Source organism: Marichromatium purpuratum 984 (assembly GCF_000224005.2).
Classification (GTDB): Bacteria; Pseudomonadota; Gammaproteobacteria; order Chromatiales; family Chromatiaceae; genus Marichromatium; species Marichromatium purpuratum.
The window spans coordinates 2842762-2865875 of record NZ_CP007031.1; the positions used below are offsets into that span (position 1 = coordinate 2842762).

Genomic DNA, 23114 nt, shown 5'->3' on the forward strand with positions numbered 1-23114 from the left:
GGGCATGGTTGCGGCGGGATCAGTAGCGCCCCCCTCCACGCGGGCGCTCCGCCCGCGGCCTGGCCTCGTTGACGGTGAGCTTGCGACCCTTCATGTCGCTCTCGTTGAGGGCCTTGATCGCGGTGTCCGCCTCCGAGTTGTTGGGCATGTCGACGAAGCCGAAGCCCTTCGACTGACCGGAGAACTTGTCCTTGATCACCTCGGCGCTGGCCAGTTCACCGAATCCGCTGAAGATGTCCCTCAGCTCGTCATCGGTCACGCTATAGGGGAGATTTCCTACGTAGATCCTCATCGCTATCTCTCGGGCTCGTGTGTGTTGATCGAACGAAAACTGTCGGTCGGCCAACACACAAGCCATCCCGACAGCGGACGATGTCCAAGCCCGCGGCCCGGCGAGAAAGAGACCTCCTTCGAGGATCACGACCGACCCGGCGTACACTAAAAGTGAAAAGACGCGCGTTCTGGAGAGGTGGAGCGATGCGGGGATAAGGCTGGGAGCGCATCCGGCGCTCGACACCGACCGAGCTGGAGACGGTCAGGCTAAGCGATCAGGAGAGTTCGGATCCCAAAGGAAAAACCCGTAGACACTCCGACGTGTCTTTAACACTTGAATGCTCGCTTGGGGTAGTTCGAGATCCTGGCAGGCGCCGCGATTGACTCTGGTGGAAAGCTAGTGGATCGGGAACGGGGCGTCAACCGAGAGACCATAGAAATTATCTGGTCAAGGATAAGTCGATTCGAGGCCACCGCAGCCGTTCTGGACGGCCGCGGTGGCAGGGTGCACAGCTAGCGCGACTGCCCGGGATCACTGTCGAAACCGGCCTGGCGGATCGCCGCGACCAGCTCGCTGACGTCGAGGTGCGCGCCGCGCACCCGCACCAGCCCGGCGCCGAGATCGGGTTCGGCGGCCTCAACCGCATCGATGCGCTCGAGCGCCTGACGGACGCTGGCGACGCAGTGATTGCAGCTCATCCCCAAGACCGGCAGGGTCAGATCCGCGGCCACGGCAGGCGCCGGCGCGAAGCGGGCACGCAGGCGCCGCGCGGCGAGCAACAGCAGCAGCGCGGTGAGCAGCAGCGCCGCGCTCACCCCCAGCCAGTCGCCCTCGGTGCCGTGGAGATGCGCGGCATGCTCCGCCGGACGCTGCAGCAGGGCGTCGAACAGCAGCCCGAAGGCCATACTCATCACCACCACCACGGCGAGATAGATCGCCAGGATGCGACCGCCGAGGGTGCGATAGACGGCCCCGAAGGTGGCGATATTGGTCGCCGGACCGGCCATCAGGAACACCAGCGCCGAACCCGCCGGCAGCCCCGAGGCGATCAACGAAGCGGCGATCGGCACCGAGCCGGTGGTGCAGACATAGAGCGGCAGCGAGATCGCCAGCACCACCAGCATGCCGAGCAGCCCCTGGGCCCAGGACTGCGAGGCGAAGTAGTCGGCGGGCAGCACGACGGTCAGCAGCGCCGCCAGCGCTACGCCGGCGAGCACCCACAGGTCGATCGCCCCGAGCAGGTCGAACACCGCATAGCGCAGCACCGGGCGCCAGCCGCGCGGCCGCGTCCCGTCACCATCCGTCGCCGCCTGTTGTGCGGGCACCGGATCGGGACGGGTGAAGCGGTTGACCAGCCCGCCGCCGACCAGCCCGGTGACGAAGGCCGCGACCAGCTTGAACAGCGCGAAGGGCCAGCCGAGGAAGGCGGCGCTCACCAGGATCGAGTCGACCCCGGTCTGCGGGGTACTGATCATGAAGGCGGTGGTGGCGCCCTTGGAAGCGCCTTCGTTACGTAGCCCCAACGCCGTGGGGATCACCCCGCAGGAGCACAGCGGCAGCGGTACCCCGACCAGGGTGGCGCGGGTCACGCTCGCCATGTCGGGGCGGTTGAGCCCGCGATGGACGAAGCCATGCGGCAGATAGACGTGCATCAGCCCGGCGATCAGCAGGCCGAGCAACAGCGAGGGGGAGAGTTCGACCATCACCTGCCAGAAGGCGGCGAGGAACTGCGCGATCATACGGCGGGACTCCAGGGTTGACCCCGTCGACCATCACGACCGACGGGGCGAGGTGGGTCGATCGATGACGACTCAGTCGAAATGGCCCTTGGCGTGCTCGTCGACGAGGCGACCGCCGAGCGCGCCGACGCCTGCGCCGATCAGCGCACCGGCGCCGGCATCGGCGCCGAACGAGCCGATGATCGCACCGGTGGCCGCGCCGATGGCGGTGCCGCTCGACACCCGGGCACCGGTGGTATTGCCGCAACCGGCGAGCACCAGAGTGAGGACCAGCGCCACGGCGGGAAAGAGGATCTGCTTCACGGGTCGACTCCTGCAAGGCATTGGAAGGGTCGGGGCATCGACTGCCGGTCGCGCCCGACAACCGGGACCATCCCTGATCACCGCTGACCGGCTCAACGGCAGGGATAACGCTCGGCCAGGGCGCGCACCACGCCCTTGACCGGCACCTCGTCCATCAGCGACCCCTCGTCGGCATGCTTGCCGGCCCAGTCGAGGAAGGCCGCCTGGGCGTCGGCCAGGGTGGCCTTTGGCGGGTGGCAGACCAGCGGCTCGAGCGCCTCGTGAGCGGAGACCGCATCGTGATACTGCATGGTCGCCTCGATGAAGGCACGACAGGCCAGCGCGGCGGTCATCGCATGTGCGTCCCCGGATGGGACCGAACAGATGTTGTAGAGGTTCCTGGTGGTCTCGTAGTCGAAGTCCTGGCGCTCGAGCGCCAGCGCCGGGGCGGCCAGCAGCGGTAGCAGACAGGCGGTGAGCAGCCGCTGACGAAGCGATGGGGTCGATCTCATCACGGGTCCTCCGGATGGTTACGCATACGGGCGCCACTGCCGGGGCACGGCATCGCGCCCCGGCTCCCTGGTGTCAGACACCTCGGCCTGCGCCCGGTCGGCCACCGCCAAGCATAGCAGCCCGCCCTCAGGACGCCTCGGCCAGCGCCGCGCGCAGCCCGGCCTCGAGGTCCGGATAGCGCAGCTCGACCCCCAGCGATTCGCACAGCTTGCGGTTGGAGAGTCGGCGCGACTCGGCCATGTAAGAGCGCATCCCCGCCGAGAGCTGACCCATCGCCTCGGCCAGCGGCAGCTCGGGCGCGCGCGCCAGCCCGGCGGCGGCGGCCACCGCGCGGAAGTACTCGGTCATGGTGCTCGGGCGGCCGTCGCTGACGTTGTAGACCTCGCCGTCGCCACCGCGCGCCATCGCCGCCCGGCAGGTGGCGACCAGATCGTCGACATGGATACGGTTGGAGTACGGCGCCTCCTCGGCCCGCACCAGCGGCTGGCCACTGCGCAGTCGCGCCAGCGGCAACCGGTCGGGGCCATAGATCCCGGCCACACGCAGGATCACCAGCTCGCCGCCGCTGCGCGCACGCCACTCGCGCAGCACGCACTCGGCGTCGAGACGCCGCCAGGCGCGATCGGCCACCGGGCGCAACGGCTGCGACTCGTCGACCCAGGCCCCGTCACAGTCGCCATAGACCCCGGTGGTGCTGACATAGACCAGCCGACGCGGATCGCCGACGCGCGCGAAGTGCTCGACCAGGGCGCGGGTAACGCCGTCCTCTCGCCCCTCGCCCGGCGGCGGCGCGAGATGGAAGACCTCGGCCCCGGCCCAGTCGAGCGAGTCGAGCACATCGGGCTCGCCGAGCGGCAGCCGCGCCGCCTCGATCCCCGCCGCACGCAACCGCGCCTGCCCCTGTTCGCTGCGCACCACCCCGGTGACCGACTCGCCCGCGGCCTGGTATTGGCGCGCCAGCCGGGTGCCCACATATCCACATCCAAGGATCAACTTCACCCTGTCGTACTCCGCATGGGTTATCGATGGTGACACTATCGGCGGCGAGCAGGACGGATTGCAAGACGGTCGGGACCATGGGATTTCAGATCAGTATCGACGCCGACGGACCACGTTTCAGCGCCGAGCCAGGCGAGACCGTGCTCGACGCCGCGCTGCGCCAGGGCATCGCTCTGCCCCACGGTTGTCGCGACGGGCGTTGCGGCAGCTGCGCCGTGACCCTCGCCGCCGGCGAGATCGACTACCCCGGCGGCACGCCGCCGGCGCTCGCCGGGCTCGGCGCCGAGCAGTGTCTGACCTGCCGCGCCGTCCCCCGCAGCGACCTGCATCTCGACCTGCCGGCGCGCCCCCGGCCCGAGGAGCCGCAACAGGTGCGCACCCTGCCCTGCCGGGTCGAGCGCATCGAGCGGCTCGCCCCCGAGGTGATGGGGCTCAGCCTCAAGCTCCCCGATCACGACCCGCTGCGCTTTCGCGCTGGACAATATCTCGACGTGCTGCTGCGCGACGGCAGCCGCCGTGCCTTCTCCTTCGCCAGCGCCCCGGCGCTCAGCCCCTATCTCGAACTGCACATCCGTCGGGTACCGGGCGGACGCTTCACCACCGAGGTCTTCGAGCGCCTCGGCGAGCGCGCGCTGCTGCGCGTCCAGGCCCCGCTCGGCGACTTCGGGCTCGATCCCACGAGCACGGCGCCGGCGATCCTGATCGGCGGCGGCACCGGCTTCGCCCCGCTCAAGTCGATGATCGAGGACGCCATCGCCCGCGGCCAGCAGCGCCCGCTGCTGCTCTATCGCGGCGCCCGCACCCGCGCCGATCTCTACCTCCCCGACCTCGCCCCGCGCTGGGCCGCCGAGCACCCCTGGTTCGGCCACCAGGCGGTGCTCTCCGAGCCCGAGCCGGACTGGGACGGGCGCCGCGGACTGGTCCATCAGGCGGTGATCGAGGACTTCCCCGACCTCGCCGGCCACCAGGTCTACATCAGCGGCCCGCCGGCGATGATCGAGCACGCCCGCCCCGCGCTGCTCGCCCGCGGCCTCGACCCGGCGGCACTGTTCACCGATGCCTTCGTCGACACCAGTCACGGCAACTGAGCGCAGACACGCTTGTCGACAACGCCTCTGAGCGGCGACACTCCCGTTCCTTTCCGTCCGTCGCTCACGAGGAGCCCGCCCGATGCGTGTCGTCTTGTCATTTGTCCCGCTGTTGCTCGCCACCCTGTTGACGACCGCCTGTACCCCGGCACGCATCGTCTCGACCTGGCAGGACCTCGCCACCCCCACGCCCCACTACCCCAGCCTGGTGGTCTTCGGCGTCGCCGACAGCGCGCTGGTGCGCCGCGCCTACGAGGAGCACTTCGCGCGCGAGCTGCGCCAGCGCGGCCTCGAGGTCACGCCCGGGCACCGCCTGCTCGCCGAGGCCGACGTCACCCGCGGCAAGGCGCTGCGCGCGGCGATCGGGCGCTCGAGCGCGGCCGGTGTGGTGGTGATCCATCTGCGTTGCGACGAGCCCGGCGACGGCGGCATCAACCCCTTCAGCCATGTCCGACTCGCCGAGGACGGCAGACTCTACCCCTATTACACCCGAGTCCATCAGGCGGTGAGCGGCGCCGACTACTATGCCCGCGAGCACACGCTGCGCCTGGAAACCAGCCTCTATGACGCCGAGGACGCCCATCTGGTGTGGTCGGGCCGCTCGGCGCCACTCGCGCCCGACTCGGAGCAGACCACCATCGGCGACCTGATCGCGGCGACGGTGTCACGGATGCAGCGCGACGGGGTGATCGCTGGAGGCGACGCGAACGCGCCGGCCGACGAACAATGAAGGTCTCACCCACGGCCAGAAGCGAGGGCGCTCGGGTCGGCGGGGGATCGATTGGGGTGCGGGTGGATCGGCGGGACCGGACGGCCCCGCCGGATGGGTCGATCGTCTCTCAGCGCACGGCGCAGAGCCGGCACAGTGCGGCGAGCATGCCCGGATCGTCGGCACGATCGGCGACCTCGACCCGCGCGAAACCGATCTCGCCGGCATGGCGCGCGGTGCGCTCGGCGATCACCGCCAGCGGGGTGGCGAGAAGCGGCGCGCGACCGGCCGGACCGATCAGCTCGACGAGGTTGTCGAGCACCCGGTTACTGGTGGCGAGCGCCAGCCCCACCTCAGCGTCCCAGTCACGCAACAGCGCGGCGACGTCGTGCGCCGGGCACACCCGCCGATAGACCTCGGCAAAGGCCACCTCGGCGCCACGCTCGACGAGGGCGTTGGCGAACACCGCACGGCCACCGTCGCCGCGCACGATCAGCACCCGTTGCCCGGCCATCTCGGCGAGCGCCGGGTGACGCAACAGGGTCTCGCTGTCGTAGCTGTCGCTGGGCACCAGATCGGGCGCGCGACCGGCCGCGGCCAGCGCCTCGGCCGTCGCCCGCCCCACCGCGGCGATCCGCGCCGCGCGCGGCCAGTGCGCCGCAGGGACCAGCGCCAGCGCCTGTTCGACGGCATTGACGCTGACGAAGTAGAGCAGGTCCCAGTCGGCGCGCAGCAGCGTCCGCGCGGGCGCCGGATCGACGGGAGGCACGATCTCGATGGTCGGCAACCGGATCGGCCGGCCACCGGCCTCGGCGATCAGCGCACAGAGCCCGTCGGCCTGCGCCGCCGGACGCGTCACCAGGACGCCGCGACCACCGAGATCGCAACCGGCCATCTCAGTGCGACTCATGCAGCGCGGCGAGGATCTCGCCGGCGCCCTGGCCGAGCAGGTCCTCGGCCACGCGCAGACCGATCGCCTCGGCCTCGGCGCGCGGGCCAGTGGCCTCGGCGCGCAGGATGCGCTTGCCGTCGGTGGTGCCGACCAAGCCCTTGATGGTGAGCTGATCGCCGTCGAGCACCGCGTGGCCGCCGATCGGCACCTGACAGCCACCGTTGAGGCGCGCGTTCATCGCCCGCTCGGCGAGCACCCGGTCGGTGGTGTCGCGGTGCGCCAGCGGCGCGATCAAGTCGTGGACGCGCTGATCGTCGATACGGCACTCGATACCGATGGCACCCTGGCCGATCGCCGGCAGGCTGTCGACCGGGTCGATGCAGCTGCGGATGCGCGACTCGAAGCCAAGACGGATCAGACCGGCGGCGGCGAGGATGATGGCGTCATACTGACCACCGTCGAGCTTGGCCAGACGAGTGTTGACGTTGCCGCGCAGCGGTTCGATCTGGAGGTCGGGACGACGATCGGCAAGCTGGCACTCGCGACGCAGGCTCGAGGTGCCGACCACCGCGCCCTCGGGCAGGTCGGCGAGGCCCTCGTAGTTGTTGGAGACGAAGGCGTCGTAGGGGTTCTCGCGCTCCATGATCACCGCCAGGTGCAGCCCCTCGGGGAACTCGACCGGCACGTCCTTCATCGAGTGCACCGCGATATCGGCCGTCCCCTCGAGCATCCCCTGTTCCAGCTCCTTGACGAACAGCCCCTTGCCACCGACCTTCGACAACGGCGAGTCGAGCAGCTGGTCGCCCTTGGTGGTCATGCCCACGATCTCGACCTCGAGACCGGGGTGGAGCGACTTGAGCAGCGCCGCGGTGTGCTCGGCCTGCCACATGGCCAGGGGGGATTTGCGGGTGGCGATACGGATGCAATTCGACATGTTCGGTCCTGAGGACTAGAGCTTTGATGGATAGCGCCGTCGCCCGCCGGGCGATGCGCGGACGGCGCATGATTGTGTCACAGCGAGGCGGCTCGGCACAGTGACGCTCTCACCCTCGCGGTGCGACTGCGATGATCCCTGTCAATTGGGACGTGAACGAGTCGGCTCGGGCAACAGCTGGCGAAAGGTCTCGGGCACCGGGTCGGCCTCGGCATGCAACCAGTGCGGCCAGGCCCCGAACCCGGGGTGGGCGGGGATGGCGATCAGCGCACTCGAGCGGGTCGTGAAACCGTCGGCGCGACACTGCACCATCGCCGCCTCGGGCGCCAGACCCGCCAGCGGCTCGCGCCCGGCGAGCAGTCGCTGCCAGTCGTCCCAGTCGCCGCGCGCCGGATCCGGCGGCTCGGCATCGCGAAACCGCGACAGCTGTGCGGCGATGCGCGGATCGCCCGGATCGTCGAGTTCACCGGCGCAGAGCATGTGCAGTCCGGCCGGGATCGGCGTGACCTCGATCCTGCCATCGCCGTCATGGCGCAGCCAATGGGCCGCGCGCGGATCGGCGACGACCAGGTTGAAGGGGCGATAGGCCGCGGGATGGAGGTCGGCGAGCGCCTCGGCGGCGGCATCGGCCTCGGCGTGATCGAGCGCCTCGAGCACCAGCTCGCCACGGCTGCGCTTGCCCGGAGCCGGACCGAGACTGGCACGGCGATCGAGCACCGCCGCCGCCAGACCATGATCGTTGACCCCCAGCCAGCTGCCCTCGCCGACCAGGTCGAGTCCGGCGAACACCTCGGGACGATCCGGCCAATGCCGTGCGGGCGCACGCGCCGGGCGCGCTCGCTGCTCGTCACGGTTGGCACCGAGCAGCAGCGGCCAGTCCTCGCCGGGACGGCGCAACATCACCAGAGTACACACTCAACGGCCCTCCTTCACTTTCTGCCGGGCTCGCCGGATGCGCCGCGCGAGCACCTCGGCAAGCATCTTGAACGCCTTGCGCTGGGCCAATTGGTTGGCGCTGCGAGGCGCGCGCAACAGTTCCAGACGCGCCTGAAAGTAGGCCAGATCGGCCTCGAGACGCGCGATCTGGAGGCGGCGCCGATGCCGCGTCTGTGTCTGAGCATCGGGTTTTCGATACGCCATCTCGCACCAGGCTCCGGGCAGGGACTCGGGGTCCCGCCGTCAAAGAGTCGTGTTCACCGGCTCCGGTGATATGGTATTAGGGGGATGTGGGAAGCATCTTCCGTGAGACATGTCCGACCGGGGGCTGGCGAGGACCTCGGAGCGGGTCCCGAGACGCACAGCGCCCACGGCTTCCATGTATCACGGACCTCGGAGCGGCCTCGGCCGCGGCTGTCTGGCACCCCGCGACCCAGAACGTCACCGACCCGACGACACGCCGTGGCTGACGCGGCGGCGTGCTCGAGGCGTCGCCATTGCGGAGCCACTCAGGAACCGGCTTCGACTCAGGACCATTCTATCAAAGGCGGATCAAGACACAGCATGAGCGCAATCCTAGAACTGTTCCGGAGTTCCGGCGCGCTTTATGGAGGCAACGCGGCCTTCATCGAGGATCTCTACGAACGCTATCTGCAAGACCCCGAGAGCGTCGACCTGGCCTGGCGGGAGCGCTTCGACGCCATGCGCAAGGAGGCCGCCAACGAGGTCCCGCACGGACCGGTGCGCGAGAACTTCCTGCGTCTGGCGCAGGAGAGTCGTTCACGCGCGCGCACCCGCTCGATCGAGCACCTGGAACCGGCTGCCGCCGAGAAACAGTACGCGGTGCTCAGCCTGATCAACGGCTACCGCTACCGCGGCCATCAGGTCGCCGACCTCGACCCGATCACCCTGCGCGAGCAGCGGCGCATCGCCGATCTCGATCCTGCCTATCACAATCTCGACCAGGGCGACATGGATCAGGTGTTCCACACCGGGTCGCTCTATGCCCCCGACCGCATGCCGCTGCGCGACATCCTCGAGATGCTCGAGCAGATCTACTGCGGCACCGTCGGCTCGGAGTACATGCACATCACCAACACCCTCGAGAAACGCTGGATCCAGAAGCGTCTCGAGGGCTATCGCGCCACCCCCGAGCTCAACACCCAGGAGCGGCGCTGGCTGCTCACCCTGCTCACCGCCGCCGAGGGCATCGAGCAGTATCTGCATCAGCGCTATGTCGGCCAGAAGCGCTTCTCGCTCGAGGGCGGCGACGCGCTCATCCCGCTGCTCGACGAGCTGATCCAGCGCGCCGGGCGCAAGGGCCAGAAGGAGGTGGTCATCGGCATGGCCCACCGCGGCCGGCTCAACGTGCTCACCAACATCTTCGGCAAGCCGCCGCAGGACATCTTCGCCGAGTTCGAGGGCCGGGTGGCGATGGACTCGCGCAAGATGGCCGGCGACGTCAAATACCACATGGGCTTCGCCACCGACATCGACACCCCCGGCGGCATCGTCCACCTGGTGCTCGGCTTCAACCCCTCGCACCTGGAGATCATCAACCCGGTGATCGAGGGCTCGGTGCGCGCGCGCCAGCGCCGCCGTCGCGATCGCACCGGCGATCAGGTGCTGCCGGTACTGATCCATGGTGATGCCGCCTTCGCCGGTCAGGGCGTGGTGATGGAGACGCTGCAGCTGTCGCAGACGCGCAGCTACGCCACCGGCGGCACCGTGCACATCGTCATCAACAACCAGATCGGCTTCACCACCAGCCACCCACTCGACACCCGCTCGACGCTCTACTGCACCGATGTCGCCAAGATGGTCCAGGCGCCGGTGTTCCACGTCAACGGCGACGACCCCGAGGCGGTGATCTTCGTCACCCGCATGGCGCTCGACTTCCGCAACCAGTTCCACAAGGACGTCATCATCGATCTGGTCTGCTACCGTCGTCTCGGTCACAACGAGGCCGACGAGCCGGCAGTCACCCAGCCGATGATGTATCAGAAGATCCGTCAGCACCCCACCCCGCGCGCGGTCTATGCCGAGCGCCTGATCGGCGACAGCGTGATCGAGCGCGAGGAGGCCGAGGCCATGGTCGCCGACTACCGTGACTCCATGGAACAAGGCGCGGTGGTCGCCCGCCCGGTGCTCTGCGGGCTCGATCACGCCCACCGGGTCGACTGGCACTTCTGTCGCGACCAGCACTGGGAGCAGGATGTCGACACCGGGGTGCCGATCGAGCAGCTGCGCGCACTCGCCGAGCGTCTGCTCGCCGTCCCCGAGGGTTTCAAGCTCCACCCGCGAGTGGCCAAGCTGTGGGACGAACGGCGCAAGATGGCCCAGGGCGATCAGCTCGCCAACTGGGGTTTTGCCGAGAACCTCGCCTACGCCAGCCTGCTCGACGCCGGCACCCCGGTGCGTCTCTCCGGCCAGGACGCCGGGCGCGGCACCTTCTTCCACCGTCACGCCAAGATCCACGACCAGCACAGTGGCGAGTCCTACACCCCGCTGCAACACCTCGGCCCCAACCAGGGCGCCTTCATCGCCATCGACTCGATCCTCTCCGAGGAGGCGGTGCTCGGCTACGAGTACGGCTTCGCCACCGCCGAGCCGCACGCGTTGACGCTGTGGGAGGCGCAGTTCGGCGACTTCGCCAACGGCGCCCAGGTGGTCATCGACCAGTTCATCACCTCGGCCGAGACCAAGTGGGGACTGCTCTGTGGATTGGTGATGCTGCTCCCGCACGGGCTCGAGGGCCAGGGTGCGGAGCACTCCTCGGGCCGGCTCGAACGCTTCCTCCAGCTCTGCGCCGAACACAACATCCAGGTCTGCACCCCGACCACCCCGGCGCAGATCTTCCACCTGCTGCGCCGTCAGATCGTCCGCGACTATCGCAAGCCGCTGGTGGTGATGACCCCCAAGAGCCTGCTGCGCCATCGTCTCGCCGGCTCCTCGCTCGAGGAACTGGCCAGCGGCCAGTTCCAGCCGCTGCTGCCCGAGGTCGACACGATCGACCCGGCCGAGGTCGAGCGCGTGGTGTTCTGCAGCGGCAAGGTCTACTACGACCTGCTCGAGGCGCGTCGCGCGCGTGGCCTGGGCAATGTTGCCATCGTCCGCATCGAGCAGCTCTACCCCTTCCCCAAGCGTCAGTTCGCCGAGGTGATCGAGACCTACGCGCATACCGAAGAGATCGTCTGGTGTCAGGAGGAGCCGCAGAACCAGGGCGCCTGGGACCAGATCAAGCACCGCTTCCACTGTCTGATCCAGGACGGCAAGCGCCCCTACTACGTGGGACGCCCGGCCTCCGCCGCCCCCGCGGTCGGCCATCGCGCGGCCCATGTCGAGCAGCACGAGCGCCTGATCGACGAGGCGCTGAGCGGTCGTTTCAACCCGAGCATGAACAGAAGGATCCCGCCACAATGAGTGAAGTCCGCGTACCCGCCCTCCCCGAGTCCGTCGCCGACGCCACTGTGCTGACCTGGCACAAGCAGCCCGGCGAGCGCGTCTCACGGGCAGAGACCCTGGTCGACCTGGAGACCGACAAGGTGGTGCTCGAGGTCCCGGCGCCGGCGGACGGCGTCCTGGGCGAGATCAAGGCCAAGGAGGGTGAGCTGGTCACCTTCGACACCGTCCTCGCAGTGATCGCCGAAGGCGCCGCACCGAGCGCGCCGGCAGCCCCCAAGACGGCGCCGGCCAAGTCGGCCCCAGCGGCGCCGACTCGCCAGACGCCTCCGGCCGCCGCGCCGGAGCCGGCGCCCGCGCACGAGCCGATCATCACCCCGGCGGCGCGCCGACTGGTCAAGGAGATGGCGCTCGACCCCAGCCAGATCCACGGCAGCGGCAAGGACGGCCGGGTGCAGAAGGCCGATGTCATCGCCTTCCTCGACGAGCGCGAGCGCCAGGCCCCGGAGGCCACCGACGAGCACCTGCTCGAGCAGCAGGCGCCGGCCTCGCCGAGCCTCACCGGCGAGGCCGGACGTCCCGAGCAACGCGTGCCAATGACCCGACTGCGCGCGCGCATCGCCGAGCGGCTGCTCGAGGCGCAGCGCAACGCCGCCATGCTGACCACCTTCAACGAGGTCAACCTGTCGGCGCTGATGACCCTGCGCAAGCGCTACAAGGACCGCTTCGAGGAGCAGCACGGAGTGCGGCTCGGGCTGATGTCGTTCTTCGTCAAGGCCACGGTCGAAGCGCTCAAGCGCTACCCGGTGCTCAACGCCACCGTCGACGGCGAGGACATCCTCTACCACGGCTATTACGACATCGGTATCGCGGTCAGCTCGCCGCGCGGTCTGGTGGTGCCGATCCTGCGCAACTGCGACCAGCTCACCATGGCCGACATCGAGGGCGGCATCGCCGAGTTCGCCACCAAGGCCGAGAGCGGCTCGTTGAGCTACGAGGAGCTGACCGGCGGCACCTTCTCGATCACCAACGGTGGGGTGTTCGGCTCGATGCTCTCGACGCCGATCCTCAATCCGCCGCAGAGCGGCATCCTCGGCATGCACAAGATCCAGGAGCGCCCGGTGGTGGAGAACGGCGAGATCGTCATCGCGCCGATGATGTATCTGGCCCTCACCTACGACCACCGCATCATCGACGGCCGCGAGGCGGTGCAGTTCCTGGTCGCGATCAAGGAGCTGCTCGAGGACCCGGCCTTGCTGTTGCTCGGGGTCTGACCCCAAAGCGCGCCCAGCACCGGGCGCGCAATCACGTCACTGCACGCCCCCCGCCCCGAGGGGGCGCGCTACTCCTCCAGCTCCCGTCCCCAGCGCTCGAGCAGATCGTGCTCGACACCGAGATGATCGAGCACCCGCGCCACCATGAAGTCGACCAGCGCCTCGACGCGCTGCGGACGGTGATAGAAACCGGGGCTGGCGGGCATGATCACCACCCCGTTGCGCGACAGGCTGAGCATGTTCTCCAGGTGGATGCTGGTATAGGGCGTCTCGCGCACCACCAGGATCAGCTTGCGCCGCTCCTTCATCGCGACATCGGCGGCGCGGTCGATCAGACAGTTGGAGATGCCGGCGGCGAGATTGGCGAGGGTCCCCGTGGTGCAAGGACAGACCACCATCGCATCGGGCGGGTTGGAACCGCTGGCCACCGGCGCCGTCCACTGCTGACGACCGAACACCCGCAGCTGACCGACCTCGGCATCGAAGCGATCGCTGAAGAAGCGCTCGGCCTCGGCCGGTCGCGAGGGCACCTCCAGCCCCAGCTCCATCTGCAGCACCACCTGTGCCGCCTGCGAGACCATCACATAGACGCGCATCCCGGCGCCGACCAGGGTCTCGATCAGACGCAGCCCGTACTGCGCCCCCGAGGCACCGGTCAGCGCCACCGCGACGGTCTGCGGCCATTGGCTCGGAACATGGGTCATCGATGCATCTTCCCGTGATTGACTGAGTGGTTGCCGTGCGCTGGAAGTGGTCACGACGCGCGGGCACGCCCGAGGGCATCGAGCAGACGCTGGTGGATCCCACCGAAACCGCCGTTGCTCATCACCAGCACCTGATCGCCGGGGCGCGCCTCGGCACCCACTCGCGCGACGATCGCCGCGACCGAATCGAGTACCGCGCCGCGCTCGCCGAGCCCGGCGAAGACCGCGCCGGCGTCCCAGCCGAGATCGGCCGGGGCGTGCACATAGACGCGATCGGCGGCGGCCAGCGAGTCGACCAGGGCGGCGTTGTGCACCCCCAGGCGCATGGTGTTGGAGCGCGGTTCGAGCACCGCGAGGATGCGCGCCGCGCCGACCTGCTGGCGCAACCCGTCGAGGGTGGTGGCGATCGCCGTCGGGTGATGGGCGAAGTCGTCGAACACCCGCACCCCGCCGACCTCGCCGCGCAGCTCCATGCGCCGCTTCACCCCGCCGAAGCGGCTCAGCGCCGCCAGCGCCTGCGCCGGGACCACCCCGGCGTGACGCGCCGCAGCGATCACCGCCAGGGCGTTGTCGACGTTGTGCCGACCGGTCAGCGCCCAGTCGACCTCGCCGACCGGCTGCCCGTGATGGAACACGCCGAAGCGCGAACCGTCGGCCGCGAGCAGCTCGGCGCGCCACTCGCCGTCGCCGCCGAAGCGCGCGGTCGGTGTCCAGCAGCCCATCCCCAGCACCGTCTCGAGCGCGGCGTCGCCGTCCGGGCGGAGGATCAGGCCGGTGCCGGGTACGGTGCGCACCAGATGGTGGAACTGACGCTGGATCTGCCCGAGATCGTCGAAGATGTCGGCATGATCGAACTCGAGATTGTTGAGGATCAGGGTACGCGGTCCGTAGTGGACGAACTTCGAGCGCTTGTCGAAGAAGGCAGTGTCGTACTCATCGGCCTCGACGACGAAGAAGGGCGACTCACCGAGTTGCGCCGAGACGTCGAAGTCGCGCGGCACCCCACCGATGAGGAACCCCGGAGCGAGCCCCGCCTCCTCCAACACCCAGGCGAGCATGCTCGCGGTGGTGGTCTTGCCGTGGGTGCCGGCCACCGCCAGCACCCAGCGTTCGCGCAGCAGGTGCTCGCGCAGCCACTCGGGGCCGGAGCAGTAAGGCAAGCCACGATCGAGCATCGCCTCCACCGCGGGGATGCCGCGCCGCATCGCGTTGCCGACCACCACCACGTCGGGGGCGGGATCGAGGTGCGCGGCGTCATAGCCCTCCATCAGCTCGATCCCGGCCGCCTCGAGCTGGGTGCTCATCGGCGGATAGACATTGGCATCGGAGCCGGTCACCCGGTGACCGAGGGCGCGCGCGAGCTGCGCCACCCCGCCCATGAAGGTGCCGCAGATACCGAGGATGTGCAGATGCATGCGAGACGATTCTCCCGAACGACGAGGACGCGGGCCGCGCCGGCCCGCACGAGGATTCAGCGGTAACGGCGCTCAGCCGCCGCCGAACAGCGCGCCGATCAGCGCCACCGCGAACAGCTCGAAGGCCAGCGCGACGGCCACCCCCTGACCGAGGCCGATGACGAAGGCGTGGCGCAGGATGTGCCCGGTCACCACCAGGCTCCACACCACCAGGGCGAGGAACAGCAGGGCGCCGAGCGCGGCCAGCTCGGTCTCGCGACCATCGGTCGGCTGCAACCCCAGTGGCACCAGCGCGAGCAACCCGAGCAACGCGCCGGTACCGAGCAGCGCAGTCGCCGTCTGCAGGAAACGTCGGGGATGGCGCATCGTGCTCAACGCGACATAGAGCACGGCCAGGGTCAGCGCGATCTCGGCCAGCGCCTGCAGCAGACTCGGCCACCAGGCGATCCCCGCCGAGACTCCCACCAGCACTCCGGCCAACAGATCGGCCAGCAACACGACAACGAACAAGGCTTCCGAGGCCGGGAGCTGCTGCGGCGTGCGACGCAGCCAGCACAGCTCGGCGAAGAACATGATTAGGGCCTGCACGACGATCACCTGCAGCGGGACATGGCGCCAATGATAACCGCCGGGACCACGCCCATCGCAAGTTCAGGCCACAGGAATCAAACCGCAAAGACGCCAAGGTCGCGAAGGAGAGAAGAGCCTTCAGCCGCCAATAGCTGCCTGCCCTCGAGCACCGGCGCCGGAAACACACGCTCACCGCTAGCCGACAACTGATGGAAATTGGCACGATCTTCGAGGTCGCCCACCCACTGGCGACAGGAAGCTGATCGCTGGCTGCTCGATCCCCTTTGCGCCCTTCGTGTCTTCGCGGTTCAATCCTGGCGGCTCAACGCCGCGCCAGCGCGATGCCGAGGACGAGCATCAGCGCGGCGAGGACGACGACCGAGGCGTTGCCGAGGCGCGCGAAGGGGGTGGCGCCGACGCGCGGCTGGATCTCGGCGCTGGCGCCACCGCGCACGAAGGCCGGGACGCGCTCGATCACCCGGCCCCGATGGTCGATGATCGCCGAGATCCCGGTATTGGTCGCGCGCAGCAGGTCGCGCCCGCTCTCGAGGGCGCGGGCGCGGGCGATCTGCAGATGTTGATGAGGCGCGAGCGAGTCGCCGAACCAGGCGTCGTTGCTGACGTTGATCAGATAGCGCGCCTCGGGCAGCGCCTCGATCAGCTCGGCGCCGAAGGCATCTTCGTAGCAGATCGAGGCACCGACCGGATGGGCACCGACCTGGAGCAGCGGGCGCGCCGCCTCGCCGCGACTGAAGTCCGACATCGGCACCTCGAACCAGGCGATCAGCGGCCCCAGCCAGGCCTTGAACGGCAGGAACTCGCCAAAGGGCACCAGATTTCGCTTGAAGTAGCGATCCTCGACGCTACCGATGGCGAGCAACGCGTTGTAGTAACGACCACCGCCGGGTTCGCGCACCGGGACGCCGAGCACGATCTCGGTGCCGGTCTCTCTCGCGCGCGCGGCCAGCGGGTCGATCAGGGGCGCGCGCAACACATCGAGAAAATCGGGCAGCGCGGTCTCCGGCCACACCACCACGTCGGCGTCGAGATGATCGCGGGTGAGTTCGAGATAGGCGCGCACCGTCGCCGGTCCCGTCTCCGGGTTCCACTTGATCGCCTGCGGGATGTTGGCCTGGACCACGCTCGCGCGCAGCGGCGCGCCCTCGGGCTGGGTCCAGTCGAGCTGCGCCAGCGTCCAGCCACCGCCCCAGAGCGCGACCAACGCCGTCAGCGCCAGCGCCCGCCCCCGGCCCCGCGCACGCCGCACCGACCACCACAGCAGTCCGGCCGAGAGCGCCACCACCAGCGAGGCGCCATGGACGCCGACGAGCGGCAGCCAACCGGCCAGTGGTCCGTCGATCTGCCCGTAGCCGAGCGCGAGCCAGGGGAAGCCGGTGAACAGCCAACCGCGCAGCCATTCGAGCAGCACATAGAGCGCCGGGAAGCAGAGCAGCGCGCCCACCCGGCCCGGCCCGGCGGCCAGTCGTCGCAATGCCCAGCCGAGTACGCCGTAGTAGAGCGCCATCGCGGCGACGAAGACCAGGGTCAGCAGATGCGCCACCGGCGTCGGCATGTTGCCGAACTCGTTGAGGCTGATGCGGATCCAGAACACCCCGAACCCCATCAGTCCGACGCCGAACAGCCAGCCGCGCCAGAAACCGGCGCGCGGCGTCGCCCCCTCCAGCGCCAGCAGCAGCAGCGCCAGGGCGAGCACCGCGAGCGGAAAGCCCCCGAAGGGCGCGAAGCTCGGCACCGCCAGGGCACCGGCGAGGAAGGCGATCAGGGCTGACCTGCGCGAGGGCGGGAGAACTGACGACAGAGACATGGCGGTCGATCCGATGACAGCGGCAGACCGGGCGGGTTCTATCAGCCCCCTCCGACCCGGTCAACCGTCAGTCACGCCCACCACCGTTGCGACAGCGCGCAATATCGACCTGCATGGGACCGAACGCAGCGGGCACGCAGCGGCTCTCGACCTGATCGAAACCGGCGGCGAACAGCGCCTCGACCAGAACGCCGCGATCGAACGACAGGTCCTGTCCGCGCAACGCCGGCAGCAGCCGCCCGACGACGTGCGCCTCGGGCGCGGTGCGCGCGCCTTCCAGCCCCTCGTGATAACTGACGAAGACCCCGCCGGGTGCCAGCGATCGCCGCACCCGACGCAGCAACGTGACCACATCGGGCGCGGCATAGTAGAGGGTCATGGCGCTCCACACGAGATCATGGCCCTCACCCAGCGCGTCGTGGTTGTAGTCGCCACCACGGGTCTCGACCCGCGCCGCCGCCGCACCCGCCTCGGCCAGCGCGGCGCTGATATGAGGGATGTTCCCGGGCAGATCGAACAGGGTCACCCGCAACCGCTCGGCACGCTCGGCCAGCGCCAGCCCCAACACCTCGGAGCCGGCCCCCAGGTCGAGCACCCGGCGCAGACGCGGCCACTCCGGCAACGCGGTGATCACCGCCAGCATCTCCTCGGCCCCGAGGGCACGATGGAAGGCACGCAGTCCGGCCACGCCACGCGCCCAATAGTCCGGGTCGGTCAGATCGGGCATCGCCGTGTCCGCCGGCGCGGCACCGGCGCGCAACAGCGCCGCCAGCCGATCGAGCCCTTGGTGGCGCAGTCGCGCCATGCCGAGCAGCATGGCGCGCATGCAGCGCGGCGAGGCATCGTGCAGATAGGGCGCGCTCGCCGTCGTCAGCGCATAGCGCCCGCCCGCCTTGTCGAGCAGTCCCATGGCGCACAGCGCATCGAGCACCAACGTGACGCGGGTCGGGTCGAGCCCCAGCTCGGTGGCCAGCGCGGCGCCATCGCGCGGGCTCTCGAGCCGCGCGAACAGCCCCAGCTCGAACCCGCAGGCGACCAGCTGCCAACGGATCGGTCCCTGCAGCAGATCGCAGAGCATGGCGGCGACGGCGGATGACGACATCGATCGTGAATCCTTCATGTCGCTCACCAAGCCATGCCGACGCGCAACCCGATGGTGCGCGGCTCGCCGTCCTCGACCAGCACGCCGCGCGGCACCGCGAGCGCACGCTCGTAGACCGCCTCGTCGAACAGGTTACGGCCCCAGAGCGCGATCGAGAGGTCCTTCCAGCGATAGCCGATCTCGGCATCGACCCGCAGCGCCGCGTCCTGGCGAACCTGGTTACGGACATCGAAATAATAGGGGCCGGAGCCGCGTGTCCGCAGCTCGGCGAACACCCCGTCGCCACCGCTGTCGTGGCGCACCCCCAAGGCATAGGTGTAGGCGGCGGCCAGCGGCAGGCGGTTGCCCGACAGATCGCTCGCGCCGAGCCGGTAGCGGGTCGTCTCGGCACGCTGCAGACCGAGGTTGGCGAACAGCGTCCAGGCCGGCGCCGGTCGGACCCGCAGCCCCAGCTCCAGGCCGTAGCTGCGCGCCTCGGCGGCGTTGTCGATGCGCGTGGCGCCGCCCGGGAGCAACTCGAGCAGCTGCTTGTCGGTGGTGCGGGTGTAGAAGAGCGCGAGGTCGAGCGCGGCGCGACCATCGAGCAGGCTCGACTTGGCACCGACCTCGGCCGCCCAGCTGTACTCGGGGTCGTAGGTCAGCGAGTCACGGTCACTGGCCATCGAATAGTTGTAGCCACCGGGCAGATAGCCACGCGCCAGTGAGCCGAACAGGGTCAGCGACTGGCTCGGCGTGTAGGTAAGACTCAGGCGCGGCAGCAATACGCCGTGGTCGAGCCGGGCGTCGTAGGCACGTGTCGTCGCCGCCTCCCGATAGACCTGACGCCCGTCCTGGGCACTGTGTTCGAGCCGCGCGCCGAACCCCAGACGCCACGCCGGGGACAGCCGATAGTCGAGTTGGCCGAACCCGGCCACCCCCTGCTGGTTGATCCGGGTATGACGCACCACCCAGGGCTTGCCGGCGCCGAAGGTCAGATCGCTCCACTGACGATAGGCATGGAGTCCGACCAGCCAACGCCAGGGATCGCTCGCGTCGGCCGCGCCACCACTCAGGCGCAACTCCTGCGACAGCGCCTGATCGCGCTGACGCAGTCGGGTACCCGGTGTCTCCAGGGAGCTGACATCACGATCCATCTGGAAATCGCGGCCATAATCGGTCCAACCGGTGATCGCGCTGAGGGTGCTGGTGGCGAGGTCGTGATCGATGCGTAGCGCATGTACCGCGCTGCTGGTGTCCTGCCAGGCCGGCAGGTCGTAGTCGGTGACGAAGCGCTCGGTGGCGGCCGGGCCGGTGAGATAGCGCAGCCGCCGCTTGCCCTGGTCGTCACGCTCGATCACGCTCTTGAGGCTGAGACTGGTCGTCGCGGCCAGATCCAGGGCCAATCCACCGGAGAAGGTCCAGCGCTGGCGCGCACCACCGTCATCATCCCCATCGAACTGGTTGTAGTGGAGACCCTCGCCACCGGCATGACGAGCGGCCAACCCGACGGCCGCGCGCGACGACAGCGCGCCCGACACCCGCCCGGTGGTCTCGCCGAGCGTGCGCCACCCCTCGGCGCCCTCACGCATGCCGAGACTCAGGCTCGCCTCGGCGCTCGGCGCCCACTCGGGATTGCGGGTCTCGATACGCACCGCGCCAGCCTCGGTGTTACGTCCGTAGAGCGTTCCCTGCGGCCCCTTGACAACCTCGATGCGCTCCAGCGCGAACAGCGCCGGCGCCTGTGTCGCGCCCAGCGGCAAGGCCACGTCATTGACGAAGTAGCCCACCGGATCCTGCAACCCGGTGTTGATGGCGGTGGCACCGCGGATCACCAGCCGGGTCTCGACCGAGGACTGCTGCACCTGGGTGTTGGGCGAGAGCGTGGCAAGGTCGGAGAAGTCCCGCCACAACGGCCCCTGCCGATCGCGCCCATCGAACACCTCGACCGTCTGCGGCACCAGCCGCGCCGACTCGCGCCACTGCCTGGCCTCGACCTGCAGCGGCTCCAGCACCACCACCGGCTCGTCGTCCGCCACGGCGAACGTCGCCACCGCCGGCCACAACCCGCCCAGCAGGCAGGCGCCGAACACATCAGTGCGGCGCGCGATCATCGTGCGCCCTCCCCGACGACAGCATGCGGTGCCATCGCCACGCCACCCGGCGCACGCACTCGCAATGCCACCAGGCTCACCAGCGTCATCAGGACAACGCTCGTCCAATAGGGCGCGAGCGGGTCGAGCTGGTGCAGCGCGGCGCCGGACACCGGCCCCAGGGTCATTCCCAGCCCCTGCACCATGACATTGATCCCGGCCACCCGGGCCTGCGCCAGTGGCCCCGCGCCGAGACTGAGCCCGGCGAGATTGCCCGGCAACAGCAGCCCGAATCCGGCGCCGAGCAGTGCCATGCCCAGTGCCAGCCAGCGCGGATCGGGGGCCAGCGCGGTCAGCGTCAGCGCGCCGAGCGCGAGCAGCGCACCGCCGCGCAACAGCCAGGTCGGCGACCACTGCAGCCGCCGCACGAGCAGCCCCTGCACCAGCACCATCGCCGCCATGGTCGACATCATCAGCAGACCGGCACGAGCGATCGACTCACCCGCCGTCAGGCCGTGCAGGTCCTGCAGGCGCAACGCCGTCACCTGTTGCAGCAGGCTGTAGACACTCAACCCCAGCAGGGTGACCAGCAGATGGGGCCAGAGCCGCCGCCACGGCAGCGGCGCGACATCCTGCCCGCGCGCGTTCGGGCGCCCCGGCGCGGTCTCGGCGAGTCGCCAGGCAAGCAGCAGCCAGGCCACCCCGGCGACCGCCCCGACCAGCAGGAAGGCGCTCACCGCGTCGCGCCCACCGATACGCCACGCCAGGGCGCCACCGAGGATGGTCCCCAGCCCGAAGGCCGCGCCCATCAACCCCATGCCACCGGCACGTCGCTCGGCGCTGGTGAGATCGGCGAGCACCGCCTGAGCCGCGGGCATCACTCCGCCGCTCATCAACGCCTGAACCAACCGCAGCGCCAGCACGGCACCGAACAGCCCCAGCGCCGAGACCGCGCCGCCGCGCCAGAGATCGACCAGCAGCGCGAAACCGAGTGGGAACAAGGCCGCGGCCAGCAGCCCGATCAGCAGCACCGGGCGTCGGCCCCAGCGCTCACAGACACGCCCCCACAGCGGCGCGACGAGCATCAACGCGAACGCCGAGAGACTGAGCAGCGCGCCGGTCTGCAAGTCGCTCCAGCCGATCTCGCGCCCCAGCGCAGGAAGCATGATCAACAACGAGGCATGGGCCAAGGCATTGGCCACCAGCCCGAGAAAGAGTACGTGAGTCGTCATTCGCCACCACGACATCGAGTGAAAGGGTCATGGCAGCAGTCTGCCCGGCACGACGAGGCACGGCTGTCAGATGGCGAGCATGGGATATCGAGCGCTGAACGCGAGGCCCTCAGCGCGTGCGCCGACAGGCTCCCGGCGTCTCGCCGAAGCGCGCGCGAAAGCTCGCGCTGAAGTGACTGGCACTGCTGAAACCGCAACCGAGGGCGATCTCGGTGAGACTGAGTTCGGGTGATTCACGCACCAGCCGCCGCGCGCGCAACAGCCGCTGCTCGCGTAGCCAGGAGAAGACCGTCTGTCCGTGCGCCCGCCGAAAACAGCGGTTGAGCCGACTGTGGCTCATCCCCGCCTCGGCGGCGAGCGCGGCGAGCGTGGGGGGTGCGAAGGGGTCCTGCCGCAACCGCTCGACGACGCGTGCAACGCCACGTCGCTCGGCACGGGTTAGCTCAGCGTCCAGGGTCACCGATGCGGACTCAGCCAAGGGTTCGAGCCAGCGCCCCAGCAGCTCCAGCGCACGCCCTTGGGCGCGCAATCGCGCCAGCGGCGAGTCCAGCGGATCGGCGACCAGCTCGCCGACCCAGGCGCGGGTCGACAGCGCGCGCGCCAGTCGCCTGGGCCCCTGACCGGCGAGCGCCGCGACATCCTCCAGCCCGGAGGTCGCAAAGCGCAGCAGGAAGATCTCGACGACCTCATCACCCGGGGTGCTGCGCTCTACCGGGGCGTGATCGGCGGGCAGCAGCCAGACATCACCCGCGACAATGCGCGCCGACCCGCCCGGGCGCTCGAAACGGCTGACACCACTCAGCCCGAAGGCCAGCATCAGGCTCGGGGGCGTCGGCTCGATCAGGGTACGCAACGGACGGCGCAGCGCGATCCGGCTGTGGGTGAAGGCGATCCCTTCGGCGACCCGGGCGAGACGGAAGCAGGCCTCACCGCCAGCCAGCCCCACCCGGCTGCAGCGCCAGCCACCGTCGCGCGGGGCCAGGGCATCGAGCTGCCTCGCCCCGACCCGCCACAACTCGGGGACATCGCTGGCGCAGTGGGAACGGATCGCGGACATTGGCTGGCACCTCGTGAAAACCCGGATTGCGACCGGGGACAACGAACGACTGCCAGATTATAAATAAAAACGATTATCGATTGCTTTTCAGTCGGCTT

At 69.5% G+C, this 23114-nt stretch carries 21 protein-coding genes; 4 read left to right on the forward strand and 17 right to left on the reverse strand.

Annotated features, from left to right (window positions below):
* Positions 1-19: 19 nt before the first annotated feature.
* From MARPU_RS12325 to MARPU_RS12345, 5 genes are all read right to left on the reverse strand, one after another.
* Positions 20-292, reverse strand: coding sequence for an RNA recognition motif domain-containing protein (locus tag MARPU_RS12325; protein WP_005224745.1), 273 nt, complete (start codon positions 290-292; stop codon positions 20-22).
* 494 nt (positions 293-786) lie between these two features.
* Positions 787-2013 (reverse strand): permease, encoded by a 1227-nt coding sequence (locus tag MARPU_RS12330; protein WP_005224744.1) that lies wholly within the window; start codon positions 2011-2013, stop codon positions 787-789.
* Between the two features lie 72 nt (positions 2014-2085).
* Positions 2086-2316 (reverse strand): glycine zipper domain-containing protein, encoded by a 231-nt coding sequence (locus tag MARPU_RS12335; protein WP_005224743.1) that lies wholly within the window; start codon positions 2314-2316, stop codon positions 2086-2088.
* A gap of 92 nt (positions 2317-2408) precedes the next feature.
* Positions 2409-2807 (reverse strand): Rap1a/Tai family immunity protein, encoded by a 399-nt coding sequence (locus MARPU_RS12340; RefSeq protein ID WP_005224742.1) that lies wholly within the window; start codon positions 2805-2807, stop codon positions 2409-2411.
* Between the two features lie 127 nt (positions 2808-2934).
* Positions 2935-3807, reverse strand: a complete 873-nt coding sequence (locus tag MARPU_RS12345) for an SDR family oxidoreductase (RefSeq protein ID WP_005224741.1) — start codon at positions 3805-3807, stop codon at positions 2935-2937.
* A 77-nt stretch (positions 3808-3884) separates the two neighbouring features.
* Here MARPU_RS12345 and MARPU_RS12350 point away from each other — a divergent pair, with 77 nt between their 5' ends.
* Positions 3885-4895, forward strand: coding sequence for a 2Fe-2S iron-sulfur cluster-binding protein (locus tag MARPU_RS12350; protein ID WP_005224740.1), 1011 nt, complete (start codon positions 3885-3887; stop codon positions 4893-4895).
* An 82-nt stretch (positions 4896-4977) separates the two neighbouring features.
* Positions 4978-5625, forward strand: a complete 648-nt coding sequence (locus MARPU_RS12355; RefSeq protein ID WP_005224739.1) for a hypothetical protein — start codon at positions 4978-4980, stop codon at positions 5623-5625.
* 109 nt (positions 5626-5734) lie between these two features.
* Here the strand turns inward: MARPU_RS12355 and MARPU_RS12360 are convergent, their stop codons facing one another.
* The 4 genes from MARPU_RS12360 to MARPU_RS12375 form a co-directional block, all read right to left on the reverse strand.
* On the reverse strand, positions 5735-6499 hold the full coding sequence (locus MARPU_RS12360) for a uroporphyrinogen-III synthase (RefSeq protein WP_005224738.1): 765 nt from the start codon (positions 6497-6499) through the stop codon (positions 5735-5737).
* Position 6500: 1 nt separating this feature from the next.
* Positions 6501-7430, reverse strand: a complete 930-nt coding sequence (gene hemC, locus MARPU_RS12365; RefSeq protein WP_005224737.1) for a hydroxymethylbilane synthase — start codon at positions 7428-7430, stop codon at positions 6501-6503.
* Positions 7431-7571: 141 nt separating this feature from the next.
* Positions 7572-8345, reverse strand: a complete 774-nt coding sequence (locus MARPU_RS12370) for an NRDE family protein (RefSeq protein WP_005224736.1) — start codon at positions 8343-8345, stop codon at positions 7572-7574.
* Positions 8346-8570 carry a hypothetical protein gene (locus tag MARPU_RS12375; protein ID WP_005224735.1) on the reverse strand — a complete coding sequence of 75 codons (225 nt, stop codon included), beginning with the start codon at positions 8568-8570 and terminating at the stop codon, positions 8346-8348. It abuts the gene before it with no gap.
* Between the two features lie 360 nt (positions 8571-8930).
* On the opposite strand from MARPU_RS12375, the gene MARPU_RS12380 reads away from it, so the two are divergent.
* Both MARPU_RS12380 and odhB read left to right on the forward strand, forming a co-directional pair.
* Positions 8931-11789: a 2-oxoglutarate dehydrogenase E1 component gene (locus MARPU_RS12380; protein ID WP_005224734.1), complete on the forward strand. Its 2859-nt coding sequence runs from the start codon at positions 8931-8933 to the stop codon at positions 11787-11789.
* Positions 11786-13042: a 2-oxoglutarate dehydrogenase complex dihydrolipoyllysine-residue succinyltransferase gene (gene odhB, locus MARPU_RS12385; protein ID WP_005224733.1), complete on the forward strand. Its 1257-nt coding sequence runs from the start codon at positions 11786-11788 to the stop codon at positions 13040-13042. Before MARPU_RS12380 ends, odhB begins: the two co-directional genes overlap by 4 nt.
* Positions 13043-13110: 68 nt before the next feature.
* On the opposite strand, the gene MARPU_RS12390 is transcribed toward odhB, so the two are convergent.
* The 8 genes from MARPU_RS12390 to MARPU_RS12425 all read right to left on the reverse strand — a co-directional run bounded on the left by MARPU_RS12390 (position 13111) and on the right by MARPU_RS12425 (position 23016).
* Entirely contained in the window at positions 13111-13746 is a 636-nt protein-coding gene (locus MARPU_RS12390) for a flavin prenyltransferase UbiX (protein ID WP_005224732.1), read from the reverse strand.
* Positions 13747-13796: 50 nt separating this feature from the next.
* Entirely contained in the window at positions 13797-15161 is a 1365-nt protein-coding gene (gene mpl, locus MARPU_RS12395) for a UDP-N-acetylmuramate:L-alanyl-gamma-D-glutamyl-meso-diaminopimelate ligase (protein WP_005224731.1), read from the reverse strand.
* A 72-nt stretch (positions 15162-15233) separates the two neighbouring features.
* Entirely contained in the window at positions 15234-15749 is a 516-nt protein-coding gene (locus tag MARPU_RS12400; RefSeq protein WP_025275326.1) for a hypothetical protein, read from the reverse strand.
* A 304-nt stretch (positions 15750-16053) separates the two neighbouring features.
* Positions 16054-17556 carry an apolipoprotein N-acyltransferase gene (gene lnt / locus MARPU_RS12405; RefSeq protein ID WP_005224729.1) on the reverse strand — a complete coding sequence of 501 codons (1503 nt, stop codon included), beginning with the start codon at positions 17554-17556 and terminating at the stop codon, positions 16054-16056.
* Positions 17557-17623: 67 nt separating this feature from the next.
* Positions 17624-18658 carry a class I SAM-dependent methyltransferase gene (locus MARPU_RS12410; protein WP_005224728.1) on the reverse strand — a complete coding sequence of 345 codons (1035 nt, stop codon included), beginning with the start codon at positions 18656-18658 and terminating at the stop codon, positions 17624-17626.
* 23 nt (positions 18659-18681) lie between these two features.
* A complete protein-coding gene (locus MARPU_RS12415; protein WP_005224727.1) occupies positions 18682-20748 on the reverse strand; it encodes a TonB-dependent receptor in 2067 nt (688 codons plus the stop codon).
* Positions 20745-21959: an MFS transporter gene (locus tag MARPU_RS12420; protein ID WP_005224726.1), complete on the reverse strand. Its 1215-nt coding sequence runs from the start codon at positions 21957-21959 to the stop codon at positions 20745-20747. The genes MARPU_RS12415 and MARPU_RS12420 overlap by 4 nt, the downstream gene beginning before the upstream one ends.
* Positions 21960-22068: 109 nt before the next feature.
* Entirely contained in the window at positions 22069-23016 is a 948-nt protein-coding gene (locus MARPU_RS12425) for a helix-turn-helix domain-containing protein (protein WP_005224725.1), read from the reverse strand.
* Positions 23017-23114 lie beyond the last annotated feature (98 nt).